General features: G+C 60.2%; 24 protein-coding genes. 10 read left to right on the top strand and 14 right to left on the bottom strand.

Going from position 1 to position 25,749, the window contains the following annotated elements:
* The first annotated feature begins 156 nt into the window (after positions 1 to 156).
* Complete coding sequence (locus GGQ66_RS20855; RefSeq protein WP_183795294.1) at positions 157 to 1,866, top strand: methyl-accepting chemotaxis protein; 1,710 nt, start codon at positions 157 to 159, stop codon at positions 1,864 to 1,866.
* 2 nt (positions 1,867 to 1,868) lie between these two features.
* Here GGQ66_RS20855 and GGQ66_RS20850 read toward each other — a convergent pair whose 3' ends face one another.
* Positions 1,869 to 3,068, bottom strand: coding sequence for a MalY/PatB family protein (locus GGQ66_RS20850; protein WP_183795292.1), 1,200 nt, complete (start codon positions 3,066 to 3,068; stop codon positions 1,869 to 1,871).
* A gap of 137 nt (positions 3,069 to 3,205) precedes the next feature.
* Between GGQ66_RS20850 and GGQ66_RS20845 the strand changes: the two genes are divergently transcribed.
* From GGQ66_RS20845 to ubiV, 4 genes are all read left to right on the top strand, one after another.
* A complete protein-coding gene (locus GGQ66_RS20845; protein ID WP_183795290.1) occupies positions 3,206 to 3,460 on the top strand; it encodes a GlsB/YeaQ/YmgE family stress response membrane protein in 255 nt (84 codons plus the stop codon).
* 170 nt (positions 3,461 to 3,630) lie between these two features.
* Positions 3,631 to 4,161, top strand: a complete 531-nt coding sequence (ubiT, locus tag GGQ66_RS20840) for a ubiquinone anaerobic biosynthesis accessory factor UbiT (protein ID WP_183795288.1) — start codon at positions 3,631 to 3,633, stop codon at positions 4,159 to 4,161.
* Positions 4,152 to 5,129: a ubiquinone anaerobic biosynthesis protein UbiU gene (ubiU, locus tag GGQ66_RS20835; RefSeq protein WP_183795286.1), complete on the top strand. Its 978-nt coding sequence runs from the start codon at positions 4,152 to 4,154 to the stop codon at positions 5,127 to 5,129. The genes ubiT and ubiU overlap by 10 nt, the downstream gene beginning before the upstream one ends.
* Positions 5,126 to 6,061, top strand: a complete 936-nt coding sequence (gene ubiV, locus GGQ66_RS20830; protein WP_370686400.1) for a ubiquinone anaerobic biosynthesis protein UbiV — start codon at positions 5,126 to 5,128, stop codon at positions 6,059 to 6,061. Before ubiU ends, ubiV begins: the two co-directional genes overlap by 4 nt.
* A 103-nt stretch (positions 6,062 to 6,164) precedes the next feature.
* On the opposite strand, the gene GGQ66_RS20825 is transcribed toward ubiV, so the two are convergent.
* On the bottom strand, positions 6,165 to 6,935 hold the full coding sequence (locus tag GGQ66_RS20825; RefSeq protein ID WP_183795282.1) for a DeoR/GlpR family DNA-binding transcription regulator: 771 nt from the start codon (positions 6,933 to 6,935) through the stop codon (positions 6,165 to 6,167).
* Between the two features lie 255 nt (positions 6,936 to 7,190).
* Between GGQ66_RS20825 and GGQ66_RS20820 the strand changes: the two genes are divergently transcribed.
* The 5 genes from GGQ66_RS20820 (at position 7,191) to GGQ66_RS20800 (ending at position 12,637) form a co-directional block, all read left to right on the top strand.
* Positions 7,191 to 7,853: a helix-turn-helix domain-containing protein gene (locus GGQ66_RS20820; RefSeq protein WP_183795280.1), complete on the top strand. Its 663-nt coding sequence runs from the start codon at positions 7,191 to 7,193 to the stop codon at positions 7,851 to 7,853.
* 240 nt (positions 7,854 to 8,093) lie between these two features.
* Complete coding sequence (locus GGQ66_RS20815; protein ID WP_183795278.1) at positions 8,094 to 9,437, top strand: ammonium transporter; 1,344 nt, start codon at positions 8,094 to 8,096, stop codon at positions 9,435 to 9,437.
* Positions 9,438 to 9,459: 22 nt separating this feature from the next.
* Positions 9,460 to 9,636 carry a hypothetical protein gene (locus GGQ66_RS20810; RefSeq protein ID WP_183795276.1) on the top strand — a complete coding sequence of 59 codons (177 nt, stop codon included), beginning with the start codon at positions 9,460 to 9,462 and terminating at the stop codon, positions 9,634 to 9,636.
* 193 nt (positions 9,637 to 9,829) lie between these two features.
* Complete coding sequence (locus GGQ66_RS20805) at positions 9,830 to 12,199, top strand: trimethylamine N-oxide demethylase (RefSeq protein WP_183795274.1); 2,370 nt, start codon at positions 9,830 to 9,832, stop codon at positions 12,197 to 12,199.
* A 228-nt stretch (positions 12,200 to 12,427) separates the two neighbouring features.
* The gene (locus GGQ66_RS20800) at positions 12,428 to 12,637 is read left to right on the top strand and encodes a KTSC domain-containing protein (protein ID WP_183795272.1); all 210 of its coding nucleotides are present in this window, start codon (positions 12,428 to 12,430) and stop codon (positions 12,635 to 12,637) included.
* 6 nt (positions 12,638 to 12,643) lie between these two features.
* Here GGQ66_RS20800 and GGQ66_RS20795 read toward each other — a convergent pair whose 3' ends face one another.
* The 12 genes from GGQ66_RS20795 to GGQ66_RS20740 form a co-directional block, all read right to left on the bottom strand.
* On the bottom strand, positions 12,644 to 13,243 hold the full coding sequence (locus GGQ66_RS20795) for a PAS domain-containing protein (protein ID WP_183795270.1): 600 nt from the start codon (positions 13,241 to 13,243) through the stop codon (positions 12,644 to 12,646).
* A gap of 253 nt (positions 13,244 to 13,496) precedes the next feature.
* Positions 13,497 to 14,837 (bottom strand): trimethylamine monooxygenase, encoded by a 1,341-nt coding sequence (locus GGQ66_RS20790; RefSeq protein ID WP_183795268.1) that lies wholly within the window; start codon positions 14,835 to 14,837, stop codon positions 13,497 to 13,499.
* A 47-nt stretch (positions 14,838 to 14,884) separates the two neighbouring features.
* Positions 14,885 to 15,925, bottom strand: a complete 1,041-nt coding sequence (locus GGQ66_RS20785; RefSeq protein ID WP_183795266.1) for a heme-dependent oxidative N-demethylase family protein — start codon at positions 15,923 to 15,925, stop codon at positions 14,885 to 14,887.
* 80 nt (positions 15,926 to 16,005) lie between these two features.
* Complete coding sequence (locus GGQ66_RS20780; RefSeq protein WP_183795264.1) at positions 16,006 to 16,968, bottom strand: PDR/VanB family oxidoreductase; 963 nt, start codon at positions 16,966 to 16,968, stop codon at positions 16,006 to 16,008.
* Positions 16,965 to 17,570: a dimethylamine monooxygenase subunit DmmA family protein gene (locus tag GGQ66_RS20775; RefSeq protein WP_183795262.1), complete on the bottom strand. Its 606-nt coding sequence runs from the start codon at positions 17,568 to 17,570 to the stop codon at positions 16,965 to 16,967. The genes GGQ66_RS20780 and GGQ66_RS20775 overlap by 4 nt, the downstream gene beginning before the upstream one ends.
* Before the next feature lie 11 nt (positions 17,571 to 17,581).
* On the bottom strand, positions 17,582 to 18,715 hold the full coding sequence (locus tag GGQ66_RS20770) for an aminomethyl transferase family protein (protein ID WP_183795260.1): 1,134 nt from the start codon (positions 18,713 to 18,715) through the stop codon (positions 17,582 to 17,584).
* 227 nt (positions 18,716 to 18,942) lie between these two features.
* On the bottom strand, positions 18,943 to 19,842 hold the full coding sequence (gene folD / locus GGQ66_RS20765; RefSeq protein ID WP_183795258.1) for a bifunctional methylenetetrahydrofolate dehydrogenase/methenyltetrahydrofolate cyclohydrolase FolD: 900 nt from the start codon (positions 19,840 to 19,842) through the stop codon (positions 18,943 to 18,945).
* Positions 19,843 to 19,847: 5 nt separating this feature from the next.
* The gene (purU, locus tag GGQ66_RS20760; RefSeq protein ID WP_183795256.1) at positions 19,848 to 20,741 is read right to left on the bottom strand and encodes a formyltetrahydrofolate deformylase; all 894 of its coding nucleotides are present in this window, start codon (positions 20,739 to 20,741) and stop codon (positions 19,848 to 19,850) included.
* Between the two features lie 513 nt (positions 20,742 to 21,254).
* Positions 21,255 to 22,100 carry a 2-amino-4-hydroxy-6-hydroxymethyldihydropteridine diphosphokinase gene (folK, locus tag GGQ66_RS23180; protein ID WP_183795255.1) on the bottom strand — a complete coding sequence of 282 codons (846 nt, stop codon included), beginning with the start codon at positions 22,098 to 22,100 and terminating at the stop codon, positions 21,255 to 21,257.
* On the bottom strand, positions 22,097 to 22,702 hold the full coding sequence (locus GGQ66_RS20750) for an anthranilate synthase component II (RefSeq protein WP_183795253.1): 606 nt from the start codon (positions 22,700 to 22,702) through the stop codon (positions 22,097 to 22,099). Before GGQ66_RS20750 ends, folK begins: the two co-directional genes overlap by 4 nt.
* Complete coding sequence (gene pabB / locus GGQ66_RS20745; RefSeq protein WP_183795251.1) at positions 22,702 to 24,099, bottom strand: aminodeoxychorismate synthase component I; 1,398 nt, start codon at positions 24,097 to 24,099, stop codon at positions 22,702 to 22,704. The genes GGQ66_RS20750 and pabB overlap by 1 nt, the downstream gene beginning before the upstream one ends.
* 70 nt (positions 24,100 to 24,169) lie before the next feature.
* Complete coding sequence (locus GGQ66_RS20740) at positions 24,170 to 25,531, bottom strand: bifunctional folylpolyglutamate synthase/dihydrofolate synthase (RefSeq protein WP_370686399.1); 1,362 nt, start codon at positions 25,529 to 25,531, stop codon at positions 24,170 to 24,172.
* Between the last annotated feature and the right edge of the window lie 218 nt (positions 25,532 to 25,749).

Genomic DNA, 25,749 nt, shown 5'->3' with positions numbered 1-25,749 from the left:
GCGGACCGGTCATCCGTGCGCTGTTCCGACATGACGCTCGCACACCATATCGCGAACCCATGCAATCATTACGCTCCAGTTTTTTGGGGCACTTATCACTATCTTAAGTATAATTGGTAACATTCGATCCAATTCAGATTGCTGCCGGATCACACCATGCCTTCGCTTTCCCTCGGCTTTTCGCCGGACTCGAAGAACGTTCTTCAAGCCTTGAGCCGCTCGCTCGCCATCATCGAGTTCGACCTGAAGGGCAATATTCTCGATGCAAACGAGAACTTTTGCCGCGCAATGGGGTACACGCGAAGCGAGATCATCGGCAGGCATCACAGCCTTTTCGTTGACCCGGACGAGATCCGCACACCTGAATACGCGGCCTTCTGGGCGCGCCTTGGTGAAGGCCACTTCGAGCAGAAGCAATACAAGCGTTACGGCAAAGGCGGCCGGCCGGTGTGGATCGAGGCGACCTACAACCCGGTCTTTCGCGGCAAGCACGCTTACAAGGTCGTGAAGATTGCCACCGACATTACCTGTGCCAAGGCGAAGACCCTGGACGACGCGGGAAAACTGGAGGCGCTGTCGCGATCGCAGGCAATCATCGAGTTCAAGCCGGACGGCACGATTATCGATGCCAACGAAAACTTTCTGTCCGTTCTCGGTTATACGCGCGACGAGATTGTCGGTCGCCACCATTCCATGTTCTGTGAGCCGGCCTATGCCCATTCGGCCGCCTATGCCGCATTCTGGACGAAGCTCGCCGCTGGCCAGTTCCAGACCGATCAGTTCACGCGCATTACCAAAACTGGTGAAGAGGTGTTCATTCAGGCCAGCTACAATCCAATTTTCGATGAGGCCGGCAAAGTCACCAAGGTGGTGAAGTTCGCGACGGATATCTCCGGCCGCGTCAAGGCGATGAATGAACTCGCTGCTGGTCTGCACCGGTTGTCCGATTGCAATATCCGTTTCACCATGGACCATCCGTTCACGCCGGAATTCGAAAGCCTGCGCAACGACTTCAATACGTCTATCGGCAAATTCCAGGAGACGCTGGAACAGGTTCTGAGCCAGACCGCGAGCCTGACCGAAGACGGTAACGCCATGCGAGACAGTTCCGACAGCCTTGAGCAACGCACCTACCAGCAGGTGACAGCGCTTCGTCAGACCACGACGGCACTCGACAATATCACCGTGACCATTCGCGAGTCTCACATTCGTACCAGCGAGACGCGGACTCTGGTGCGCGAAGCAAGCCAGGCGGCAACCGATTCCGTCTCCGTTCTCAACTCGACTGTCGCGGCCATGGACCGTATCGAAGCCGCATCAAAGGAAATTTCCAGCATCATCGACGTGATCGATGAAATCGCCTTTCAGACCAACCTGCTCGCGCTCAATGCCGGCGTGGAAGCGGCCCGCGCCGGGGAAAGCGGCAAGGGCTTTGCCGTCGTGGCGCAGGAGGTACGGGCGCTGGCCCAGCGTTCAGCCCAGGCCGCGCAGGAAATCGCCCGCCTCATCAGCCACTCTTCCGGCGAGGTGAAGGACGGTGTGCGTCTGGTCAACGATACCGGCGATGCGCTCCGGCGGATCGAAACCTTCGTTCACACCATCGATGAGAATATCGAAGCCATCGCCCGCGCATCCGTGGTGCAATCGGAGCAGCTTTCGGAAATATCCACTGCCGTCAACGCCATCGACCGCATGTCACACGAGAACATCGATATGGTCGGCGGCATGAATTCGGTCAGCCGGGCACTTGCTGAACGTGCGGAAACGCTCGCCGCCCTCGTGCGCCGCTTCAAGCTGAACCGTCGCAAGACGATCCGGGAGCCGGGCTCGGCGGCAGCTTACGCCCGTTCGCAAAACGCGGCCTGATCCTAGCGCTGGTTGGCGCGCGCCGCCTTCACCATGCGCTCGAGAATCTCGTCCAGAATGGGCTTCGACGTGGCGAAATTCATGCGGACATGCTTTGCACCGTCGGGGTGAAAGGCTTCGCCGGGGCTGAAGCCTAGCCGCGCGTGCTCGAGGAAGAAGTCGTGGGCCGTTCCCTCGATGCCCAGATCCGTGCAATCCAGCCACAGCAGATAGGTCGCGTCAGGCAGGTGAAACCTGACGGCTGGCAACTCCCGCCGCAGTGTTTCTGCCACATGATCGCGCATCGCATTGAGATGCGCGAGGACACCATCCAGCCACGCCTGCCCCTCCGTCCAGGCTGCAATGGTTGCGTCGATGCCGATGTGATTGACCGAGCCCAGCACCCGGGATGGAACGCGGTCGTGAAAGCGTTTCAGGAGCGCGTCGGTGCCAAAAGCGGCGACAGCACAACGCAGGCCGGGAATATTGAAGCCCTTGGTCGCCGAACTCAGTGTCACTGTCCGCGCGGCGGCCGCTGCAGACAGCGAGGCGAAGGGGATGTGGCGAGCGCCCGGATAAAGGAGATCCGCGTGAATTTCGTCCGACAGGACGATCAGGTCATGCCGTTCGGCAAAGACCAGAACAGCCTCCAGCTCAGCGCGGGAAAAGGCTCGCCCCGTCGGGTTCTGCGGGTTGCAAAGCACCAGAATGCGGGTGCGTTCGTCAATAACCGCCTCCAACGTTTCAAGATCGAAGCCGTAGCTGCCCTGCGTACGAACCATCTCCAACGGCACAAGCTTCCGCCCCGTGGTCAGGATGGATTCACGGAAGGGCGGATAGTTGGGCACCTGTACGATCACGCCATCACCCGGCTCTGAAAAGGCGAGGATCGCTGCGTTAATGCCCTGCACGAGGTCGGCCAGCGCTATGACCTGTTCGGCCGGCACGGTCCAGCCATAACGCAATGCCATCCGCTCCGCAAAAACTGTTGCCAGCGGCAAGTGGGGACGATCCCCGCCACGCAACGGATAGCCATAATCCTGTGCCTCGACCGTCTCGAGAATCGCGGCCTGCACTGCGGGCGCCACCCTGAAGTCCATATCAGCGACAAAGGCCGGCAGCACGTCGGCAGGGTAGTGCCGCCATTTATAACTGCGGCGCGCCTGAAGAGCGGCCTTGTCGATAAGGAAGTCCTGCGGGTGGATGATATGATTTTGCGTCACTTCGCTCTCCGGCGGCACGAGATTGCAAAACCATAGACCAACTCGCAACGGATTGGGTAGCACCGCAACGATTGAAACTTATGGAACCTTATTCCGTGTCATCCGTTTAACTCTGCGAAAACAACAAGGAGACGGACATGGGTGCTGCAGGTATCGGCTGGATTTCAGCGATCATCATCGGCGGCGTTGCCGGCTGGCTGGCGGAACAGTTCATGAAGAGCAATATGGGCCTCATCATGAACATCCTGCTGGGCATGGTCGGTGCGGTCGTCGCAAACTTTCTTCTGGCGATTCTGGGCGTCGTGCTGACAGGCGCCATCGGCTATCTCGTCGCCGGCTTCATCGGCGCCTGTATCCTGATTGCCGTGGGCAGGCTTTTCCGCCGGGGCTGAAGCGCCCGAAACCCTGCTCAGGCCGGCGCACCGCCTGGCGTTGGCCTGATAACCGCCGCACCGGACAACCGGTTGCGGCGGTTTTTCATATCGGATGAGGCCAAGGAAAAATTCCTCGCTTTGCGATGGCTCAAATTGTCCGTGCGCGGTGGCTGATAGAAAAAGCCCCTATGAACGCTTCACCCTCTTCCGTCGCCGCTTTTCCCGCAACGCTTGCCCGACTGGCTCGGCCCCTTCCGCCTGCGCTGATCGAGGCAATGGCCAACAGGTTGCTTAAACGGCTTGTCACGACACATCCCGGCCTGTTCGAGCGGCTCGATGACTATCGCAACAGGCGCTTCGCTTTTCTGCCGAGCGATCTGCCGTTCGGCTTCGTGGTCGATCCCGTCAAGCCCAGCCTTCGTGTCTTTTCGAAATCGACGCCCTTTGCCGTCGATGCCGCCGTGGAAGGCCCCCTTTTCCTGCTGCTGGCGCTGCTGGAAGGACGTCTCGATGCCGATGCCTTCTTCTTTTCGCGTGAATTGACCGTGACCGGCGATATGGAGGCCATGCTTGCCATGCGCAATGCGCTGGATGACACGGGCATCGACCTGACCCGTGATCTCGCCGTGTTCGCAGGGCCGTTTTCCGGCGCGGCGACCCGCGCCATGGTGGAAATCCGCAAGCGCGTTCTCAAGGAAAAGCCCCCGCTATGGAACTGATCTGCCCGGCAGGAACGCCTGCCGCCTTCCGCGAAGCTGTCGAGGCTGGCGCCGACGCCGTTTATTGCGGCTTCCGAGACGAAACCAATGCCCGCAACTTCCCGGGCCTCAACTTCAGTCGCCCGGAACTGAAACAGGCCATCGCCTATGCCAAGGCGCGCGGCGTGCAGACGTTTGTCGCGCTTAACACCTTCATGCGCGCGGGCGATGAGGACATCTGGTATCGCGGCGCGGCCGATGCGGTCGCCGCCGGCGCAGATGCCCTGATCCTTGCCGATTTCGGACTGATGGCGCATGTGGCCGAACACTATCCCGAACAGCGGCTGCATGTTTCGGTGCAGGCGTCCGCCTCGAACCCGGATGCCATCAACTTTCTCGTCGAAGCCTTCAACGCCCGCCGCGTTGTACTGCCGCGCACGCTGACCATTGCCGATATAGCCCGCATTGCCCGGCAAATCCGTTGTGAGGTCGAGGTTTTCGTCTTCGGCGGGCTTTGCGTCATGGCGGAAGGGCGGTGCTCGCTGTCCTCCTATGCCACAGCAAAGTCACCCAACATGAACGGCGTCTGCTCCCCCGCCAGCCATGTGCGCTATGTGGCCGAGGGTCACGATCTCGTCTCGAAACTCGGCGATTACACGATCAACCGCTTTCCGGAAGGCGAGGCCGCTGGCTATCCTACGCTGTGCAAGGGCCGTTTCGACCTTGCCTCCACCCATGCGTACGCCTTCGAAGACCCGGTTTCGCTGGACGTGATGAACGAGATCGATGCGCTAACGCAAGCCGGCGTGACAGCGCTGAAGATCGAAGGTCGCCAGCGCGGCAAAGCCTATGTGGCAGAAGCTGTTTCGACCTTGCGCAAGGCGCTCTCCGCCACGCCGCAGGAACGCACCCGGCTGCTCACCCGGCTGGAGGCGCTGAGCGAGGGCGGCAAGACGACGACCGGCGCCTATGAAAAGCGGTGGAGATGACAATGCGCATGGCAACGCTAACGCTTGGTCCCGTCTATTTTCTCTGGGACGGCCCGAAATGGCGGGATTTCTATAAGAAGATCGCCCATGAGGCACCGATTGCGCGCGTCGTGATCGGCGAGACCATCTGTTCCAAGCGCAATCATTTCACCGCGCCGTATATGGAAGAGGTCATCGTGCATCTGGAGCGCGCCGGCAAGGAAGTGATCCTCTCTTCCCCCGCACTTGTAACGCTTGAGCGCGAAAGCCGGCTGATGCGCGAGTTGATTGGCGAAGCAACCCGAAAGGTGGAAGCGAACGACCTTTCGGCCCTGCATCTTCTGGCTGGTAAGCCGCACGTCATCGGCCCCCTGGTGAACGTCTACAACGCCGCGACCGCAAAGCTTCTCGCCGCGCGGGGAGCCGAAACCATCTGCTTGCCGCCGGAACTGCCCTTCTCTTCCGTCGAGAAGATCGCAGCCATTACCGGCGGCGCGGACTACGAGATTTTCGCGTTCGGGCGCGTGCCACTCGCCATTTCGGCCCGCTGCGCGCATGCCCGCGCCAAGGGCGCAGTGAAGGATAATTGCCGCTTTGTGTGCGGTGACGAGCCTGACGGATTGGCAGTGAAAACCCTCGACCGGCAGCCATTTCTAACCTTGAATGGCGTGCAGACCCTCTCGCACTCGTGCCAGTCCCTGATCGGCGAAACGGCGGACCTGACGGACGCCGGCATTGCCCGCTTCCGTCTTTCCCCACAGGACTGCGACATGTCGGCGGTGGCCACGCTCTACCGCGCCGTGCTGGACGGCGCGATGGAAGCCGGTGCGGCGGCGGAGCGGCTCGAGGCGCTCTATCCCGCCGCACCGCTTTCCAACGGCTTTCATTATGCCCGTGAAGGTGCGGCCTGGATTGCCAAGGCCCGCACCGGCCAACATCAGGCCAATTCCTGAGCGGCGAGCCGCCATGCAGGGCTCGCACTCGCGTTCCTTCATCTCTCCTCTTTGCAGAGTGGACGCCTGAAGTGAACATAAGCGAATGAGAAACGAACGTGCGTCAGGCCGCTGGCCGCGTTTCAATCAGCCGTACATCGCTTTCGGCGCACAGGGCGCGAATGCGGTCCGATGGACAGTGATCCGTTATGAAGGTGTGGACCTGGCCGAGATGACCGATCCGCACGGGAGCCGTTCGCTCGAACTTGGACGAATCCGACACCAGGATGACATGTCGGGCATTGGCGATGATCGCCTGCGCCACTTTCACCTCGCGATAGTCGAAATCCAGCAGTGCGCCATCCTCATCGATGGCGGAAACGCCGATGACTGCGAAATCGACCTTGAACTGCCGGATGAAATCGACGGCCGCCTCTCCGACGATACCGCCATCCGAACGGCGCACCACGCCACCGGCAATCACCACCTCGATCCGCTCAGAAAGACGCAATCGGTTGGCCACGTTGATGTTGTTGGTAATCACCATCAATTCGTCATGGTCGATCAGGGCCTCGCTGACGGCCTCGGTCGTCGTCCCAATATTGATGAAAAGCGAGGCGTTCGAGGAGATGATCGCCGCCGCCGCGCGACCGATCTCCTGCTTTTCCGAAGAGGCCATGGAACGCCGCGCCTCATAGCGCACATTCTCGTTTCCGCCCGGGAACACCGCGCCACCATGAACACGGGTCAGGGCACGGGCATCGCAGAGGTCGTTAAGGTCCTTGCGGATGGTTTGCGGCGACACGGAAAAGCGTGCTGCCAGCTCGTCGACGGTCACGCGCCCTTCCGATCTCGCAAGCGCCACGATCTCCGTCTGTCGCGCCGTATAGAACATGAACCGCCCTCCCCTTTCAGTTCTTTCACTTTACGGAAAAACGAAAGCCGGACAAGGGCCTGCGGTCCACCCCGTCCATGGCGGCGAAAATTGCAGCGAGCGGGATGCAAAAAAGTGGTCCAATGAGCGATTATCCGGTAAAAAGACATCCGAAGTTGGCAAAAGCGGGGGCCAACTCTAATAAATTGCATCATTTGACTTGAATTACCTCCCCACAAAATGTTTCCTTTGAGGAAAGCCGCAGGAGACCCCTTGATGACCAAGACCGCCGCACCGGGCGAAGTGCTTCCGTTTCAGAATCCGCATGCCGTGCGCGACGACGCGCGCGACAACAATCTGGAGCGCGCCATCGGCCACGAAGTGCGCACGCTTCGCAAGAAGCTGGGCATCACGGGAGCCGACCTTGCCTCGGCCACCGGCATTTCGCTGGGCATGTTGTCCAAGATCGAGAATGGCAATACCTCGCCATCCCTGACGACGCTGCAATCGCTGGCGCAGGCACTTGGTGTGCAGGTCACAGCCTTTTTCCGACGCTTTGAGGAACAGCACGACGCCGTTCACGTCAAGGCAGGCGAGGGCGTGGAACTTGAGCGCCGCGGCACGCGCGCTGGCCATCAGTACAATCTGCTTGGCCACATCGGCAACAACACGGCGGGCGTTGTCGTCGAACCCTATCTCATCACGCTGACGACTGGTTCCGACGTCTTTCCGACCTTCCAGCACGAGGGGCTGGAGTTTCTCTACATGCTGGAGGGCGAGGTTCAATACCGCCACGGCGACCGGCTTTACCCGATGACGCCCGGTGACAGTCTTTATTTCGATGCCGATGCCCCGCACGGCCCCGAGGTGCTCGTCAAACTTCCGGCCCGCTTCCTGTCGATCATCTGTTATCCGGAAAAGACGCGCGGAAGACGCTGAACGGCACCAACCAACATATCCCCTTTCGAGAACAGGCGGCCCGGTGAATATCCGGGCCGCTTTTCGTTTCGATTTCCGCGGTCGCAGCACGATGTCACGAAATCGTGAGTAGCGCGCGTCTCCCTAGCAAATACGATCGAAGAGTGTAGTTTATTGCTGGGCACATAAATTTCCCGCCAAGAAAATATATGGGGATGAAATACCGCGAGGAGCCTAAACAATAATTGGGGAACTCGCGCCATGACTGAAACAACCGTCGACGTGGCGGCAAAGCTCGAAGCGCTGGAAAAGTCGCTTTCGCTTGCCCACACGCTTAACGCCGAAATCTTCTACTGGTGGTGTACCGCACTGATGGTCGCCATCCACGCAGGCTTCCTAGCTTATGAAATGGGCGCGTCGCGCTCCAAGAACGCGTTGGCGTCGGGCATCAAGAACCTGCTCGCTTTCGCCTTCCTCATTCCCGCCTTCTACTTCGTCGGCTGGTGGATCTATCTCGCATTCCCGACCGGCCTGACCATTTCCGAAGCCGCTTCCGCCGGCCTGCCCTGGTCGCAAAACATGGGCCCGAACGTTGCGGACCAGGCGTCCGGTATTTTCTACGCCGCCTTCACGCTCTTTGCCGCCACGACGGCGTCAATCATGTCGGGCGCCTGCATCGAACGTATCCGCCTTTCCGGCTTCACCATTCTCGCTGTCATTTGCGGCGCTTTTGTCTGGAATCTCGGTGCGGCCTGGGGCTGGCACCCGCAGGGCTGGCTGGTCACCTCCTTCGGCTTCCATGATGTTGCCGCCGCCGGCGCCGTTCATATGATCGCCGGTTTCTTTACGCTCGGGGTACTCCTCAACCTTGGCCCGCGCATCGGCCGTTACAGCGCCGATGGCAAGGTCAACGAGATCACCGGCCACTCCATGCCGATGTCTCTGATCGGTCTCATGCTGATCGTCATGGGGTTCTTCGGCTTCCTCGGCGGCTGCATCATCTACACGGCCGAGGGCTGGACGACGATCTACAACACTCCCGCCAATCTTTCCGCCTTCGGCTTCAACACGCTCATGAGCGTGGGCGGCGGCATGATCGGCGCCTATCTCGTCACCCGCGACCCGTTCTGGATGATGTCCGGCGCCCTTATCGGCGTCATCGCGTCCGGCTCCGGCCTCGACCTCTATTACCCCGGCCTTGCCTTCCTCAACTCGTTCGCTGCCGGCTGCGTCATTCCCAAGCTGAATGACATCGTGATCCGCAAGTTCAAGATCGACGATGCGGTGGGTGCCATCGCCGTTCATGGCTTCACCGGCATCTGGGGCATTCTGGCCGTAGGCGTTCTCGCGTCGGGTTATCCAAACATGGAGGGACCGGCGATCTCGTTCACGGGCCAGTTCGCGTCAATGGTCGTCTACGCGGTTCTCGGCTTCGTCCCCGGCTATGCCGCATCCTACGTCCTCAAGGCTTTCGGCCTGCTGCGCGCCAGCCCCGATGCGGAACTCGTCGGCCTCGACAAGACAGAGGTGCCTGCGATGGCCTATCCGGAATCGCATATTCCGGCCTTTGCCCAGAACGAACCTCACGTTTCGCCTGCCGAGTGATCTCACAGCCAAGGAGAATGCAATGAACAGCGCACCTATCACCACCTGGGAAGGCGCAGAGGCCTACTTCACCTTTGCGGACAAGCCGGCCGTCCTCATGCTCATCGCAGCACTTGGCGTTATCGTCGGCGCTTACACGCTGGTGAGCATGATCCGGCACGAAAACGCCTGCTATAACTACGTCAAGAAGAAGTCCTGATTTCCACCGGTTTTCAGGCCCCCCGGCCTTGCAGACTGGGGGGCCTTTTCAGTTTTCAGTGTGCGACCGACACCTTGTTGGCTCTCTTTTTCAGTAAAGTATTTTTCTTTACAGGCAAGTTTCGCTTTACAAGAACGGCTGCTTTTGTCAGTATCCTGCGCAGATCAAGAGGTTGCTGGCGAAGGAGGGAGACATGCAGGATCACGATGCGGCCATGCTGCTGGCAAGGCCTGTTTCCGGCAGTATCCTTCGCTATCCGAGCAGGCCAGCGCTTCCGCGCGATGTGCAGCGTTACAAGGTTCGCGGCGGCGGAGCGCTGGTTGTTCCGGTTTCCGCCGGCGATCATGCAACGCTGAAAGACATCGAAGGCATGCAGGCCTGCGAAATCAGCTTTCTGGCTAGGGATGGTCGCTTTTCGGATCACGGCATCGGCCATCGCTTCACCTGCAATGGCGAGGGTCTGAAGGCCATTCTATCGAGTGAAGAAGAAAGCGCTGCTCGACTGCGCCGCGCCATTGAACGCCGCGGTGGCAACATTGCAGACGCAAAAGCCCTGCGCATTTTCGGTGGCCAGTCGCGCCCGGAAGAAAGCGCCGAATTCGCCATTCTGGCTGACGGTCTCCTTATCCTCGCTGCCCCCGGCGATGGCATGACACCCGGTGAACAGGCGACCGTAACGGATATCGAGCTTCGTCTGCGTCGCACGCGCATCGAGCGCGCTTACGAAACGCTTCTGCCTGAACCGCTGGCCGATCCGCTGCAGGATATCCGCATCCGCGCCGCCACCGCCAACGCCTACTTCGTGCGGGCCGGCGAATATATCCAGATCCTCGACGTGCAGGGGCGCCAGTGCACGGACTTTCAGGCCTTCTCAGCCCGCAAGCTGGACAAGGGCATAGAGCACGCGCTCGATGCGACGATCACCCGCACGCTGCTTGGCCGCTCCTACCCGACACCCGGCCTGCCCTCCAAGGCCTTCGACCGCGAATTCGAACCGCTGGTGGAGATCGTGCAGGACACGGTTGGCCGGCACGATGCCTTCGCCACGGCCTGCAATTCGCGTTACTACGATGACATGGGCTATCCCGGCCACGTCAACTGCACGGACAATTTCAACGCCCAGCTCGCACCTTACGGCGTCAAGGGCCGCAAGGGTTGGGAAGCGCTGAACTTCTTCTACAACACCCATGTTGACGACCATAACCAGCTTTATCTGGACGAGCCTTGGTCACGTCCCGGCGACTACGTGCTGATGCGCGCGCTGACCGACATCGTTTGCGTCTCCTCGTCATGCCCCGATGACATCGATGCCGCCAACGGGTGGAACCCGACCGATATCCACGTCCGTACCTATTCCGCCGAAAAGAAGTTCACGAGAGCCGTAGCTTATCGCATGACCCCAGATGCTGACGCCGAACTGACGCGGGAAACCGCATTCCACTCCAGTCTTTCGCCCATGACCCGCGATTTTACCGAGTATCGCGGCTATTGGCTGGCCAATCGCTATGCCACGACCGGTCCGATCGAGGAGTACTGGGCCTGCCGCGAGGCAGCCGCCGTGATCGACCTTTCACCGCTGCGCAAGTTCGAGGTGACGGGACCGGATGCCGAAGCGCTGCTGCAATATTGCCTGACGCGCGACGTCCGCAAGCTGACCACTGGTCAGGTCGTCTACTCCGCCATGTGTTACGAACACGGCGGCATGGTGGATGACGGCACGCTCTTCCGGCTCGGCGACCACAATTTCCGCTGGGTTGGTGGCGACGATTATTCCGGCATATGGCTGCGCAAGGTGGCGGAGGAAAAGGGCTTCCACGCCTGGGTGCGTTCCTCCACGGACCAGTTGCACAACATCGCCGTCCAGGGACCCAAAAGCCGCGAAATCCTGAAAGATCTGTTCTGGACCGCGCCGTCCCAGCAAACCGTGGAAGAACTGGGCTGGTTCCGTTTCACCGTGGGTCGCATCGGCGGCTTCGAGGGTGTGCCGGTTGTCATTTCCCGCACCGGCTACACCGGCGAACTCGGCTACGAAATCTTCTGCCATCCGAAAGATGCCCCGGCCGTCTTCAAGGCCGTCTGGGAGGCCGGTGAACCGCATGGCCTGAAACCCATGGGCCTGCAGGCGCTCGACATGGTGCGCATCGAGGCTGGCCTGATCTTTGCGGGCTATGATTTCGATGACCAGACCGATCCGTTCGAGGCCGGTATCGGCTTCACCGTTCCGCTCAAGTCCAAGCAGGACGACTTCATTGGTCGCGATGCCATTTTGCGCCGCAAGGAAAACCCGCGCTGGAAGTTCGTCGGCCTCGATATCGGCGCCAACGAAACGGTCAGCCACGGCGATTGCCTGCATATCGGCCGCGCGCAGATCGGCGTCGTGACGTCAGCGACCCATTCGCCGGTTCTCGGCAAGAATATTGCACTCGCCCGTGTGGATATCACCCATGCGGCCGTTGGCACGGAGATCGAAATCGGGAAACTCGACGGTCACCAGAAACGCATTCCCGCCATCATCGTGCCCTTGTCGCACTATGACCCGGAAAAGACCCGCCCGCGCTCCTGAACCCCTTCATTCCGTTCCGGATACCGCGCGCAACTATACGCATTGCGATACGCCACCCTTTCCCCTGCCCTGTCGAGGCAATCCGCCCGGTAGAAACCTGGTTTCTCCGGGCGTCTTTTTATCCATGAGCCGCTTTGGGAGAAGGGGTAAGCTTTCGCTCACCACATGCCTTTGCGGAAAATTTCCGGGTGCCGGCTAGAGTGGGCAGAACGGCACAGGAGACATAAGATGCAACAGTTCCCGGTTCAGTCACGCATCATCAAGGGCGTTTTCTTCAGCCAGGAGGATGGCCAGCTACGCATCTGGTTCAAGAATGGAGAAATCCGCAACTTTACCGGCGTACCGGAAAGCGAAGTTGTTGCCATGTGCGAGGCGAAATCGCCCGGCCAGCACTACATAGACCGTATTCGAAAGCAATTTCAGCGTCTTGCGGCCTGAATGCCATCAGGCCGACTTCTTCTGCGCAACGGAAATCGCCCGCGCGGCCTCTTCGGAGGTATTGGCAAGCTGGCGCATTTCAGCCGCAAGATAGGCAAAGCCAGCGCCCGATGCGCCAGCGCGTGCGGCCTCGATGCCGGCATTGACAGCCAGAAGCTTGAGATAGCGAAGTGAATGCAGGATCTCGCCCGTCTTCGAGGCGGTAATCCGCATCTCCGCCGTCTGCGCGTCAAGTCGACTGTAGAGCGACTCGATATTGATGATGCTGCCTTCGAGATAAAGCAACTCCCCCTTGTCGTCCCAGATACCACCGCCGGTTTCCGCCACCCAGATGTAATGTCCATCGCGGTGGCGCATGCGATATTCCATGGACCAGTCGGTCCTGCTGGCGAGCGCTTCGCCGACGATCTCATCCATCCGCGCCAGATCATCCTCGGAGATCAGTGAAGAAAAGCTGCGTATCCGGTTACCGACGATTTCATCCATCGGATAGCCAAAGACCCGCTCAACCCCATCGGTCATGTGCAGCATGGTATAATCGGCATCTGCACGGCAACGATAAAGGAAGCCGTTCATTCGGCCGAGTACGCTCTCCTGAAAATTCATTGGCTAGCCTCTGTCGCGATACTTGAATACGGATAATAATATTTTCCGCAAATGGTTACCACGACGTGAAAGGCGAATTGCGGATTGTTAATTTATTTCGCGCCGCACACAGCGCGCAGCCTGCCCTACGGCCATAGTCACCGTCACAAATGTTAACGGCCGGCCGAATTTGCTTCGACCGACCGCCTGTCATTTCTTTCAACCGTCTCGCCTGCCTCCTTCAAAGTACAGGCTCAGCGGCCGGCTGCACTCATCAGTTCTTGAGGTAGGCTTCCATGGAATCGTCCAGCGCGTCCTTCCAGGGCGTGTGATGCGTCGGCGCCATCGTGCCGGTCATCAGCGACTTGTAGGAGTTGTTGCGGAAGCCCATGATGTCGTCGATCTTGTGCTGCTTCCACTCGAAGAACGCATAGCACGCGCCATCGACATCGAAGCTCGGATAATCCGTATCGGCGATCAGTTCCTTGACGTAGGCGCCCTGGTACTTGATCGCATACTTCACGTCGTCCTGTGCTTCCTCGCGGGCTTCACGTTCGGCGACATCATCAAGCAGAACCTGCTTGTCTTCCGGAACCGCAATACGGCCAAGGATGATATCGCGGACATACCAGGCCTGGGCGTCGAACATGTTGAAGGTGAACCACTGGTCCTGCATGCCGAGGTAGAACATCTTCGGGTTATGGACATAAACCACACCCTTGTAGAGATCGGCGGTGGCGAGGCGGTTCTTGGTTTTCAGGCGCAGATCATCCGGCAGGAAGGGGAAGTAGTGCTTGTAACCGGTGCACAGGATGATCGAGTCGATTTCCTTGCTGGAACCGTCCTTGAAGAAAGCCGTCTTGCCCTCGACTTTGACCAGGGCGGGCTTTTCTTCCCAGTTATCCGGCCAGTTGAACCCCATCGGCGCCGAACGATAAGAGGTCGTGACAGACTTCGCACCGTACTTCCAGCACTGCGAACCGATATCTTCGGCCGAGTAGGACGCGCCGACGAGCAACACGTCCTGACCGGCGAATTCGCGGGCATCGCGGAAGTCGTGGGCGTGGACGATGCGACCGTAGAACTGGTCGAAGCCCGGATATTCCGGAACGTTCGGCGAGGAGAAATGGCCCGAGGCGCAGACGACGTGATCGAAGCGCTCCTTGTAGACCGAATCCTTTTCCATGTCGTGGACGGTCACGGTGAAATCACCGGTCGCCTCGTTGTACTCGACCCAGCGAACGACGGTCGAGAAGCGGATCCACTTGCGGACGTCCGCCTTCTTCACGCGACCTTCGATGTAATCCATCATCACGGCGCGTGGCGGGTATGAGGCGATCTGCTTGCCGAAATGCTCTTCGAAGGAATAATCGGCGAATTCGAGGCCTTCCTTCGGACCATTGGTCCAAAGGTAGCGGTACATCGAGCAATGTACCGGCTCGCCGTTTTCATCGACACCCGTGCGCCAGGTGTAGTTCCACAGCCCACCCCAGTCCGACTGCTTTTCAAAGCAGACGACTTCCGGGATTTCCGCACCCTTGGCCTTGGCAGACTGGAAGGCGCGCAGCATCGCAAGGCCGGACGGGCCAGCCCCAATAACAGCAATACGTTTCATTTTTATTCCCCTCTAGGTGGTAATGACGGCGCGTCTTGGGAACGCCGTCAATCTGCGAACGTGCCGGCGCTGGTCGGCGCGCCGTCATCATATTTCGAGAGCCAGGCCACGGTATCGTCGCGGTAGCGGGTGATACCCTTGTAATCGATGAGTTCGGGCGGCAGCGAACCGAGAACGCGGTGGAAGCGACGGCCCCACTTCGGAACGGTCACCAGTTCGTTCATGTTCATCAGGTAGCAGCGAATGACGAACAGCATGGCGTTGGAACGCGGCAGACGCCACAGCGTCTGGAGCTCCACGCGCAGATGCACCTTCTCACCGACATTTTCCGGTGTCACCGTCGTGCGGTCCGTGCCCCATTTCGGGAAGTTTTCCGGGCTCGTGTCGAGGCGCGGATTGATCGTCATCGTCCAGTTGAAGCGGCGCGTCGGCTTGCCGAGCGGCAAATTCAGAAGAAACTTCAGCGCGCGCTCAAAAACGCCCTGCTGATGAGCCAGCGGCACGGGACCGTGCCATTCCATGAAGTTCATACCCACGTCGAAATCGAGTGACCAATCGGCCTGGGTGGTGACGATGCCGGCATCCATCCAGAGATTGTTTTCGCGCTGGTCGACAATGGCGAGGTCGCCCTGCGTCTGGCGGCCGATATATTCCAGCGGCTCCATGGGCAGCGTCGTCGCGTCACCGAAGGTGAAGGTGTCGTCAATGCCGAGCGGGCGGTTGATCCAGCGCCAGCGGTTACCATCCTTCGTCAGGGTGAAATGCTCCGGATAGCCCTCGGCCTTCTGCTCCATGATGAGTTCCAGCGTGTCCCACTGGGCCTGCATCATATGCGGCAGCGCCTGGCAGCGCAGCGGGTCCTGCTTCAGAACCAGCGCACGGTCCGCCATTTCGGAGACGTAGTGCTCATCGACATCGATGAGGTTTTCGAACACCGTGCCCTTGGCACCCTTCACATGCGGCTCCATGTTGACGGAATACATGTAGTTGTCGTCCGGGAACGGGAACGGGAAGCGCCGGATGTTTTCCGGGCTGTTGCGGTAGGTGAAATCGTCGCGGAAGGTTTCCTGACGGAAGACGATCGCCATGGTCTGATCTCCTGCCGATACCGGCGTTGAAGCACGTCCAGGAGGATGGGAGGTTGCCTCCCGGACATGCGTGAAGTCCGTTAAAGTTCGAGTTGCACGCGCTGTCCCTCGACGCGGGACACGCAGATCATGATCTTCTTGCCGGATGCCTTCTCGTCATCGGAGAGATAGACGTCGTTGTGCAGGATGATGCCTTCGCAGGCCGCAACCCCCGTCTCGCACTGACCGCAGGCACCGCCACGGCAGAGATAGGGCGCATCGATGCCCGCGCCTTCCAGCGCCTCGAGAATGCTCTCGTGTTCGCCGACCGGAACGGTCTTGCCGGAGCGCGTCAGTTCCACCGTAAACGGCTTGCCGGGCGGCGGCGTCAGGAAGTGTTCCGCATGCAGGCTGGTTGCCGGCCAGCCGGCATTGATACCCGCTTCCAGTACGCCCTCGATCATCCGCTCGGGACCGCAGACATAAAGATGCGTGCCGAGCGGCTGGCGAAGCAACACGTCCTCAAGCGGAATACGCGTGCCTTCCTCGCTGACATAAATCTTCACGCGGCTGGCGCCGTAGCGGGCCACAAGATCATCGAGATAGGCGCCACGGGCACGGGCACGAACGGCATAGTGGAGTTCGAACGCAATGCCTTCCCGCTCGAACTGCGCCATCATAGCCATGAAGGGCGTAATGCCGATGCCGCCGGCAATCAGGATATGCTTGCGGCCCCGCCAGTCCGGCGCGAAAAGGTTGACCGGGGCGCTGATCGTCAGAACATCGCCTTCGTTCACCTTCTCATGCATGAAAACCGACCCGCCCCGGCTTTCATCGGCCTTGAGAACGCTGATCTCGTAAGCGGAGCAATCCGCCGGATCGGACATCAGCGAATAGGCATTGCGACGGCTCTGACTGCCGTCCTTCATCGTGACGACGACGTGTGCGCCACCGGAAAAGACCGGCAGAGCGCCACCGTCAACCCGCTCGAAGCGGAAGCGTTTGACGGTTTCGGCAACGGGCGTGACCTTGGCCACGCGGACGGAAAAATCGGTGGTGCTCACAGGAACAGCTCCTCCGGTTGGGGTGCAGTGCCCGGTTCTTCCGCATCGATATTCACGCCCTGAAAGGCGCCAAGGCGTCGCGAGTAGTGATCGCGAACCAGAAGCGGGAGGCCGCAATGGGAACAGTTGAATGGACTGGTGGTCACGTTCTCCGTCATACCCTTGCAGTGAACGCATTGAACGCGGCGGGCAAGCGACCCGCGATGTTCAGTCAGGATGCTGGTTGCATCCATGCCCAGGCTGAAAGCCGCCTGCATGGCCTGACCGATGAAGCCTTCCGTGCCGGCAATGTAGAGACGCGTGCCCATATCGGCAGAGGAAAGAACGACCTTGAGCCTGAAAAACAGCGTTTCGACGGTCGGTGCCGTCCAGTCGGAACCGGCATCGAGCGCGGCCAGAGCCGCACCGTGATCGCGCCCGGCGGAACCGCGCGCGACGTAGAGAATATCAGACTCCGCCAGAATGGCCGGAGTCAGCGCGTCCTTGCGCTCCAGAAGGGCGAGAGCGCCCTCCCCTTCGAGAACGAAAATGTGCCGGCGGGCGCGGGGATCGATATCGATCCCCTTGTAGACAGGCCGGCTCTTGATACCTTCAACCAGCATGCCAGCCTCCCTTAACCGACGACCGTCCGCTTCTTCTTCTCCGGATCATCGAACGGCAGCGTGTGGGCGATGGCCTTGACCTGAAGCGTCTTGCCCTTGACTTCGAGCGGAGTGCCATGAACGGCCTTGTCGACATCGAGACGGGCAATCGCCATGGACTGCTTCGTCAACGACGAATAGCAGGGGCAGGTGATGACGCCGACCTTCTTGCCATCGGCCCAGACTTCGTCGCCCAGTTCTGCCGGCTCGTCCGCCTCAAGCAGCATGCCGAAGATCTTGAAGCGCTCCTTGCCCTTGAGGCGGGCATGTTCTTCCGCACCGCGGAAGCCAGTCTTGCCCTTGGAGACAGTGAAGTCGAGCCCGAGTTCCCACAAGCTGTCGCCCGGAGGCTGGTCAGCAAAGGGATACATCTGCGAATTGTCGTAGGGGTAGAACAGCAGGTAGCTTTCCACGCGCAGCATGTCGAGCACGCTGAAGCAGCAGGGAATGATCCCCATTTCAGCACCCTCGGCAACGATCGTATCCCAGACCAGCGGAGCGTCTTGACCGCGCACGAAAATTTCATAGCCGCGCTCGCCGGTGTAGCCGGTGCGCGAAATCATCACCGGAACGCCGAACAGCGTCGTCTGGATGTGATGGAAGTACTTGAGGTCGCGAATGCCAGGAACGTATTTCGCGAGAAAGTCGACGGCAAGCGGGCCCTGGAGCGAGAGATCGTGCAGGTCGTCATCGAAGAGGACGGCCACGTTGCGGCCAGCGGCCTGCTTGGTGATTTCCTCATGGCCGGAGCCGGAACCGTGAACCAGCATCCAGGAATTCGGACCGGTGCGGTAGATGATGCAGTCATCCGTGAAATGGCCGCGCTCGTTCAGCATGCAGGCATAAACGGACTTGCCGGGGTAGATCTTCGAGACATCGCGGGTGGTGACGTAATCGAGAACGGCCAGAGCGTGCGGGCCGACGAGGTGCACCTTCTTCAGGCCTGACACATCCATCAGGCCGGCCTTGGTGCGGATCGCGACATGCTCGGCAGACATATCCTTATCGTAAGTCCAAGGCGTCTGCATACCGCTCCAGTCTTCGAGCTTGGAGCCAAGGGCACGGTGGCGATCGGCAAGCGCGGTAAAGCGCCAGGTTGTGGTCATGTCAGTTCCCCTTTTTCTTTCCGGACTTTCCTATCCAGAATAATTATTTCCTCACTATATCGATTTTCCCTTTTCTGGCAAGCCTTTCCGGCATTGCGGCATCACTTCTGACAAACGTCATTTCATCCGCAGAAGATGATTGAAAAACAGTGAGGCACGGTACTTGCAGTGCGGCAGAACCCGCATCCCGGACGGCCGGCGCACCGCCGTCCGGGTCTTTTTTCTGTTCAAAAGGCAGGCGGTGTTTCACCGGCCTTGCGGTAGGCGGCGATGACCGTATTGGCCATCAGCATGGCGATCGTCATCGGGCCAACGCCGCCGGGAACCGGGGTGATGGCACCGGCAACGGCAGAGGCTTCCGCATAGGCGACATCGCCCACCAGCTTGGTCTTGCCCTCACCCTTTTCAGGCGCGGGAACGCGGTTGATGCCAACATCGATGACCGTCGCGCCGGGCTTCACCCAATCCGCCTTGACCATTTCAGGACGACCAACAGCCGCAACCAGAATATCCGCCGTGCGGCAGATACCGGCAAGGTCCTTCGTGCGCGAGTGCGCCATGGTCACCGTGGCATTGGCGTTGAGCAGAAGCTGGCCCATCGGCTTGCCGAACAGGTTCGAGCGACCGATGACGACGGCGTTCAAGCCCGAGAGATCCGCACCGTGGATGGTGCGCACCAGAAGCATGGAGCCCGCCGGCGTGCAGGAGATAAGGCCGGTTTCAAGATCGCCGGTCGCCAGCTTGCCGGCATTGACGACGTGGAGGCCATCGACATCCTTTTCCGGTAGAATGGACTGGATCACGGCTTCGCTGTCGAAGTGCCTGGGCAGCGGAAGCTGGACCAGCACGCCGTGGATTGACGCATCGGCGTTCAGTTCGGCCACCAGCTTCAGCAGGTCTTCCTGCGTCGTCTCTTCCGGCAGCGTGTGCTGCACGGAATTGAAGCCGCATTCTTTCGCCATCCGCCCCTTCGCACCGACATAGGCGTGGCTGGCCGGGTCGTCACCCACGATGATGACAGCGAGACCCGGCTTGACGCCGGACTTCGCCTCCAGGGTGTCGCTCGCGGCCTTGATCTTGGCGATCACGGAGGCGGCGACGTCCTTTCCGTTGATGATCTGGGTCATCGGTCTCAGCCCATCCGCTCGGAAGCATAGGAGCCAGGCGACGCCGGGAAGACCACCGTGCGGTTGCCGTTGATGAAAGCGCGGTGGTGAATGTGGGCATGAATGGCGCGGGCCAGAACCTGACTTTCGACATCACGGCCGAGCGAGACATAATCGTCCGGCGACTGGGCATGCGTCACGCGCACCGTATCCTGCTCGATGATCGGGCCTTCGTCGAGATCGGCGGTCACGTAGTGAGCCGTCGCGCCGATCAGCTTCACGCCGCGCTCATAAGCCTGCTTGTAGGGGTTCGCGCCCTTGAAGCTCGGCAGGAACGAGTGGTGGATATTGATGATGCGGCCGGACATCTTCTGGCACAGCTTATCGGACAGGATCTGCATGTAGCGGGCGAGAACGACGAGTTCCGTGCCGGACTGCTCGACAATGCTCAGAAGCTGGGCCTCGGCCTGCGGCTTGTTTTCCTTGGTCACCTTGATGTGGTGGAAGGGAATGTCGTGGTTCACGACGACCTTCTGGTAATCGAAGTGGTTCGAAACCACGCCGACGATCTCGATCGGCAGCGCACCGATGCGGCAGCGGTAGAGGAGATCGTTCAGGCAATGACCGAAACGCGACACCATGAGAAGCACCTTCATGGGCTTGTCGGCATCGTGGAACTGATACTCCATGCCGAACTTCTCGGCGACTGGCTTGAAGCCCTCGACCAGATCCTGCTGCGGAATGCCTTCTTCCGAGCGGAAGGAGACGCGCATGAAGAACTTGCCGGTCTCGAAGTCGTCGAACTGCGAGCTATCGGCGATATTGCAACCTCGGCCTGCCAGATAACCGGAAATGGCGGCGATGATACCGCGCGCGGACTTGCAGGTGACGGTGAGGACGTAATTCGCAGTCGTGGACATTGCATCTCCTTGCGTCAGAAACTGACACACCCTGTTCGTTCTTCATTCGGTTGTGACGCGCCGCGGCAAAGCCGGATCAGCCGGTTCCATGCCGCCGTATGCCAGAAGCCTCACATCCCCACCCCTGACGCGCGCCGAAGGGGCGTCGTCAGCACATAAAGGACACTCGGCACGGAGGTTTTCCGGTTGCAATCCCACCCAGCCGCGCCCCTGGCCCGCTGGATCGGAGCCGCCGTTCCGAACCTTCCATAGGTCGAGTGAATATCACCCACATGAAATTAAATCAACTAGGGCGAAACTATTTTTCTGCGTTTCCGGTGACTTTTGTACGCATCCGCACACCAGTAAACAGATCGCCGACCACACACACGCCACGAATAAAAGTCGCGCTATGCAGTTTTAAACAACTGAAATACAACAGTATTAAAGAAATTCCGTAGCCAACAGCTACAACGCGCCGCGCCGCGCGTTGCAGCGCGGTGCGGCTTTCCCCTCAGGAAATGTTGCAGCGTATCATTCCGCCAGCGGCTCGACCTCGCCGGCCTTCAGCGCCATACGCTCGACCTCGGCGTGAATCACCCGTCCACCGATCGAAAGATCGGGCGCAATTTCGTTGAGCGGCACCAGCACGAAGGCGCGATTGAACATATCGCGATGCGGCAGCGTCAGTTCCGGGCCATCGGCTTCGATATCGTCAATGAAGAGAATGTCGATATCGATGACGCGCGGCCCCCAGCGAACGGTCGGCACGCGGCCGACGTGGAATTCGATGCGCTTGAAAGCTTTCAGCACATCCTGCGGCGTCATCGTCGTCCAACCGATGGCGCAGACATTCACGAACCAGTCCTGATCCTCGTTGCCCCAAGGCGCCGTGCGGTAAAACTTCGAAATGCCATCGAACTCCACGACGTTTTCCGTCCTGAGCAACGACAGCGCCGTCTCGATATTGGCGATCTTGTTCCCCACATTCGATCCAAGCGACAGACCGATGCGACGGCGGCGACGGCGGCGGATTTCCACGCCGACATTATCGAACATCGCCGCCATGGGAGCGGAGGGTTTGCGAACCCGCACGACGACTTCGGTGATGATATAGAAGCGGGCGAGAACCGCTTCGGCAATGCGATGACCAAGCGTTTCGATGAGCTTATAGGGGCCAGCCGCAGAAACCGCCGTGGCGATGTCGCATAGCGTATCATAGCCCACGGCCTTCTCGTAATCGTCGGAAAGCCCGGCGGGCGCCAGATCCACAGCACACTCGATGTCGATATAGAATTTCTGGCCGAGCCGGGTTTCCTCCGGGAATAGGCCGTGATGGCCATGAAGGCAGAGATTGGAGACGAAAACGCGGTCGGTCATGGATTACACTCGTGCGGGGGGTTGCGCCACTCGCGGGCGATGGCAAAGAAATTGGCCAGAAGGTCGTGGCCATGATCGGAAAGAATGGATTCCGGATGAAACTGAACCCCGTAGGTCGGGTGGTCAACATGCGAAAGCGCCATCACCTCCCCCTCCGGCGAGCGGGCATCGATCCGAAGTGGACAGTCGGCCCTTTCGGGCGGCGCAACGACCAGCGAATGATAACGCCCCACCTGCAACGGCTGCGGCAAGCCGGCAAAGAGAGCTTTCCCCGTATGGGAGATCAGCGAGGTTCGGCCATGCATCGGCACCTGCGCCCGCTCCACCCGCGCACCGAAGGCGGCCCCGACGCATTGATGACCGAGGCATACGCCGAGAATCGGAACGCGCCCCGAAAAGCGACGAATGAGATCGAGCGAAATTCCCGCCTCGGTCGGCGAACATGGCCCCGGAGAAATCAGGATCGCCTGCGGATTCAGTGAGACAATGTCCTCCAGCGTCATCCGGTCATTGCGAACCGTTCGCGTCTCCTGCCCCAGTTCCTCACAATAGCGAACGAGATTGAAGACGAAGGAATCGTAATTGTCGATGATGAGCAGCATCAGGCACCCTCCTCACCGGCATGAGCCCGGAAAGCCGCGAAGATGCGGCTGGCCTTTACCAGCGTCTCCGCATATTCCGCAGCCGGATCGGACAGGAGCGTTACGCCACCGCCCGCCGAAAAGCGTGCTCGACCCGGCTCAAAGGTTACTGTGCGGATGGCGATGTTGAGATCGAGCCCGCCATCGAAACCGAGATAGCCGATGGCACCGCAATAGACACCCCGCGCCGCACCTTCGATTTCCGTGATGATGTCCATCGCGCGAAGCTTCGGCGCGCCAGTGATCGACCCGCCGGGGAAACTCGCGGCGACGAGATCGACCGCATCGCAGCCCGGTTTCAACGTCCCCGTGACCACCGATGTCAGGTGATGCAGCCCCTCGTAGCTTTCCAGCCCGCAAAGGGTTGGCACCTTCACCGTGCCCGGCTGGCAGACCCGCGAGAGATCGTTACGCAGGAGATCGACGATCATGGTGTTTTCTGCGCGGTCCTTATCGGAGGAAAGCAGCGCTTCCGCCACCGCCGCATCCCGCACGGCATCCACTTCGCGCCGCGCCGTGCCCTTGATCGGTCGCGCCTCCACCTTTCCGTCCCGGCATTTCAAGAACCGCTCCGGCGAACTGGAGGCAATCGCAACCGTACCGGACCGCAGAAACGCCCCGAACGGTGAAGGATTGACCGCCCGCAACGTCCGGTAAAAGGCCCACGGATCGAAATCGGCCGGAATGTCGGCCGTGCAGCATTGGGAAATGTTGGCCTGATAAATGTCCCCAGCCAGAATGTAAGCCTGAACGTGCGCAACAGCCGCCTGGTACGCCGCCTCAGTGAAGTTCGAGCGCCATGCGCCAATGGCCGGGAATGACCTGAAACCGGGCGTATCCACCTCCTCGGTCAACCAAGCCATCATCTCCGCCGCACGTTCATGAGCCCGTGTCTCTCGCGCCTCGCCTTCCGCCGGAAAGCCGGATGAAAACAGCACAAGCCGCTTTTCCCGCAGATCGAAGGCCAGCACGACGTCGTAAAAATCGAACCGCAGATCATCGACCGGGGTCGCGGGATCGGCGGGCGTTGCAAGGCGCTCAAGGTGCCGCCCGAAGTCATAGGCGATGTAGCCGATGCCGCCGCCCCGGAACGGAAAGGATGCGGGATCACCTGCGATCCGGTAGCGACCGAGCACGTCGCGAAGGGCTTCAAGCGACGTGCCGGGCAGCCGTGCATCGTCCCAGAACGCAACGCCATCGCGCACGACAAACGTGCCGAACGGGTCGGCTGCAACGAAGGCGTAGCGCCCGATTTCACCGTAGTCACCGGCGCTGTCCAGGAAGGCAAAGCCCGGCCGCCCCGCCAGACGCGCGGCCACATCAGCGACCGGCCTATAATCGAGGGCGATTTCCAGCATGTCTTCAGGCTCCGGCTGGTTTGAGCATTGCTGTTTCGAAGACCCAGCGCATACCAGCGCCGGACCCGTCCTATCCGTGCACCACACCGGTCAGATAAAGCGATCCGGTCACCAGAACCCACCGCCCGTTCTCGACCGCGTCGTGCAGGGCGCCCTTATAGGCGACAAGCGGGTCGGGTTCCACCACATGTTTCAGGCCAAGCCGGGCAGCAATAGCCGCAAGTTCCCCCGGATCGCGGGAGCGGGTCGTGGCGCGGGTGAGAACCAGTTCCACATCCTCGGCCTGAAGAACGCGGAGAAGTCCCTCGGCATCCTTGTCGCGGGCAACGGAAAAGACTGCCGTAAACGGACCGGAAAAATCGGATTCACGTTTGAGATCGTTCAGCACGGCACGCAGATTGAACGGTACATGCGCGCCGTCGATGACGACCGGCACATCACCCGCCGCATCGACGGCAACAGCCAACCGCTCCATGCGCCCGGGCAGCCGTGCGGCCTTTAGCACCGCGTCATCGATCAGCCAGTTCCCCAGCGAGCGGGGATAGGGAGAACCCGATTTCTCCCACACGCCGCGTTCACCGAGCGTATCGAGCGCCGCCCCGGCGATCAGGGCATTACGCTCTTCAAGCGTCGCGTCGCGCGGGATGGTCGGTACGGCAAGCGTTGCGCCCATCGCCCGCGCCTTGACCGCGATGACGGCGCCGGCGTCATCCATTTCCGTCAGTGGCGTAACCGCTACACTGCCGGGCTTGATGATGCCTGCCTTTTCAAAGGCAATCTTCGTGCGGGTGTCACCCAGCACATCGGTGTGCTCCAGCTCCACATTGGTGATGATCGCGATATCGCTATCGACGATATTGGTGGAATCGAGACGCCCGCCGAGACCCGCCTCGACAATGGCCCATTCCACCCCCCGCTCTCGAAAGAGGTCGAAGGCAGCGATGGTCATGAGGTCGAACCAGGTCGCATCCTGTCCGGCGGTGCCGGCCCGCCGCGCCGTCCTGAACACATCCAGCGCGCGGGAGAGAACCTCCGCCATGGCCCGTTCGCCCACCGGCTCGCCGTCCAGCGTCATGCGTTCGCCGATATGATCGACATGCGGCGAGGAATAACGCCCCACCTTGAAGCCGGCCTTTCGGAGCGAGGCTTCCAGAAGGGCGGCGGTGGAACTCTTGCCCTTGGTGCCGGTCACATGGATCGAGCGGAAATGCAGTTCAGGATAGTCCAGACGCTCGGAGAGGTCGCGAATGCAATCGAGGTTCACCCGCATCGCCCCGCGTGGACGGTTTTCCCAGTTGGTCAGCCGATCAAGGTCGTTCAGGACCGCATCGAGCAACGGGTCCTCGACGCCGTGCGCGGGACGATCAACGATCAGCCGCAGCGATCGGTCGACGCCGGCATTCGGCGTAAGGCGGGACGACGGATCAGGCACAATTTTCTTTCCCGCAAGCATGGCGACTTGCTCCCCGGTGCATGGTCGAAACGGTCCGTGGTTAAAAACAGGCGGTGTGGGCGCGCCGCCTGCTCCATTGTTCTTGTTTCAGCGAGAGCGTCACTCAGACATCGAGAGTAGTGTTGTGTTCCCATTGTGAGAACTGTGAGCAGTATGTGTTCCACTCACGGTGTTTGAGCTTGAGGTATGCGGTTGAG

The sequence above is a fragment of the Allorhizobium borbori genome (assembly GCF_014196535.1).
GTDB lineage: Bacteria > Pseudomonadota > Alphaproteobacteria > Rhizobiales > Rhizobiaceae > Ectorhizobium > Ectorhizobium borbori.
The sequence above is the reverse complement of the archived record's forward strand: the minus strand, read 5'-3'. Positions and strand labels throughout refer to the sequence as shown.

What these genes read in the sequence shown, in the direction of transcription:
- GGQ66_RS20855 (WP_183795294.1), top strand. Translation starts at nt 157, where the DNA reads ATGCCTTCGCTTTCCCTCGGCTTTTCGCCGGACTCGAAGAACGTTCTT.
- GGQ66_RS20845 (WP_183795290.1), top strand. Translation starts at nt 3,206, where the DNA reads ATGGGTGCTGCAGGTATCGGCTGGATTTCAGCGATCATCATCGGCGGC.
- ubiT (WP_183795288.1), top strand. Translation starts at nt 3,631, where the DNA reads ATGAACGCTTCACCCTCTTCCGTCGCCGCTTTTCCCGCAACGCTTGCC.
- ubiU (WP_183795286.1), top strand. Translation starts at nt 4,152, where the DNA reads ATGGAACTGATCTGCCCGGCAGGAACGCCTGCCGCCTTCCGCGAAGCT.
- ubiV (WP_370686400.1), top strand. Translation starts at nt 5,126, where the DNA reads ATGACAATGCGCATGGCAACGCTAACGCTTGGTCCCGTCTATTTTCTC.
- GGQ66_RS20825 (WP_183795282.1), bottom strand. Translation starts at nt 6,935, where the DNA reads ATGTTCTATACGGCGCGACAGACGGAGATCGTGGCGCTTGCGAGATCG.
- GGQ66_RS20820 (WP_183795280.1), top strand. Translation starts at nt 7,191, where the DNA reads ATGACCAAGACCGCCGCACCGGGCGAAGTGCTTCCGTTTCAGAATCCG.
- GGQ66_RS20815 (WP_183795278.1), top strand. Translation starts at nt 8,094, where the DNA reads ATGACTGAAACAACCGTCGACGTGGCGGCAAAGCTCGAAGCGCTGGAA.
- GGQ66_RS20810 (WP_183795276.1), top strand. Translation starts at nt 9,460, where the DNA reads ATGAACAGCGCACCTATCACCACCTGGGAAGGCGCAGAGGCCTACTTC.
- GGQ66_RS20805 (WP_183795274.1), top strand. Translation starts at nt 9,830, where the DNA reads ATGCAGGATCACGATGCGGCCATGCTGCTGGCAAGGCCTGTTTCCGGC.
- GGQ66_RS20800 (WP_183795272.1), top strand. Translation starts at nt 12,428, where the DNA reads ATGCAACAGTTCCCGGTTCAGTCACGCATCATCAAGGGCGTTTTCTTC.
- GGQ66_RS20795 (WP_183795270.1), bottom strand. Translation starts at nt 13,243, where the DNA reads ATGAATTTTCAGGAGAGCGTACTCGGCCGAATGAACGGCTTCCTTTAT.
- GGQ66_RS20790 (WP_183795268.1), bottom strand. Translation starts at nt 14,837, where the DNA reads ATGAAACGTATTGCTGTTATTGGGGCTGGCCCGTCCGGCCTTGCGATG.
- GGQ66_RS20785 (WP_183795266.1), bottom strand. Translation starts at nt 15,925, where the DNA reads ATGGCGATCGTCTTCCGTCAGGAAACCTTCCGCGACGATTTCACCTAC.
- GGQ66_RS20775 (WP_183795262.1), bottom strand. Translation starts at nt 17,570, where the DNA reads ATGCTGGTTGAAGGTATCAAGAGCCGGCCTGTCTACAAGGGGATCGAT.
- GGQ66_RS20770 (WP_183795260.1), bottom strand. Translation starts at nt 18,715, where the DNA reads ATGACCACAACCTGGCGCTTTACCGCGCTTGCCGATCGCCACCGTGCC.
- folD (WP_183795258.1), bottom strand. Translation starts at nt 19,842, where the DNA reads ATGACCCAGATCATCAACGGAAAGGACGTCGCCGCCTCCGTGATCGCC.
- purU (WP_183795256.1), bottom strand. Translation starts at nt 20,741, where the DNA reads ATGTCCACGACTGCGAATTACGTCCTCACCGTCACCTGCAAGTCCGCG.
- folK (WP_183795255.1), bottom strand. Translation starts at nt 22,100, where the DNA reads ATGACCGACCGCGTTTTCGTCTCCAATCTCTGCCTTCATGGCCATCAC.
- GGQ66_RS20750 (WP_183795253.1), bottom strand. Translation starts at nt 22,702, where the DNA reads ATGCTGCTCATCATCGACAATTACGATTCCTTCGTCTTCAATCTCGTT.
- pabB (WP_183795251.1), bottom strand. Translation starts at nt 24,099, where the DNA reads ATGCTGGAAATCGCCCTCGATTATAGGCCGGTCGCTGATGTGGCCGCG.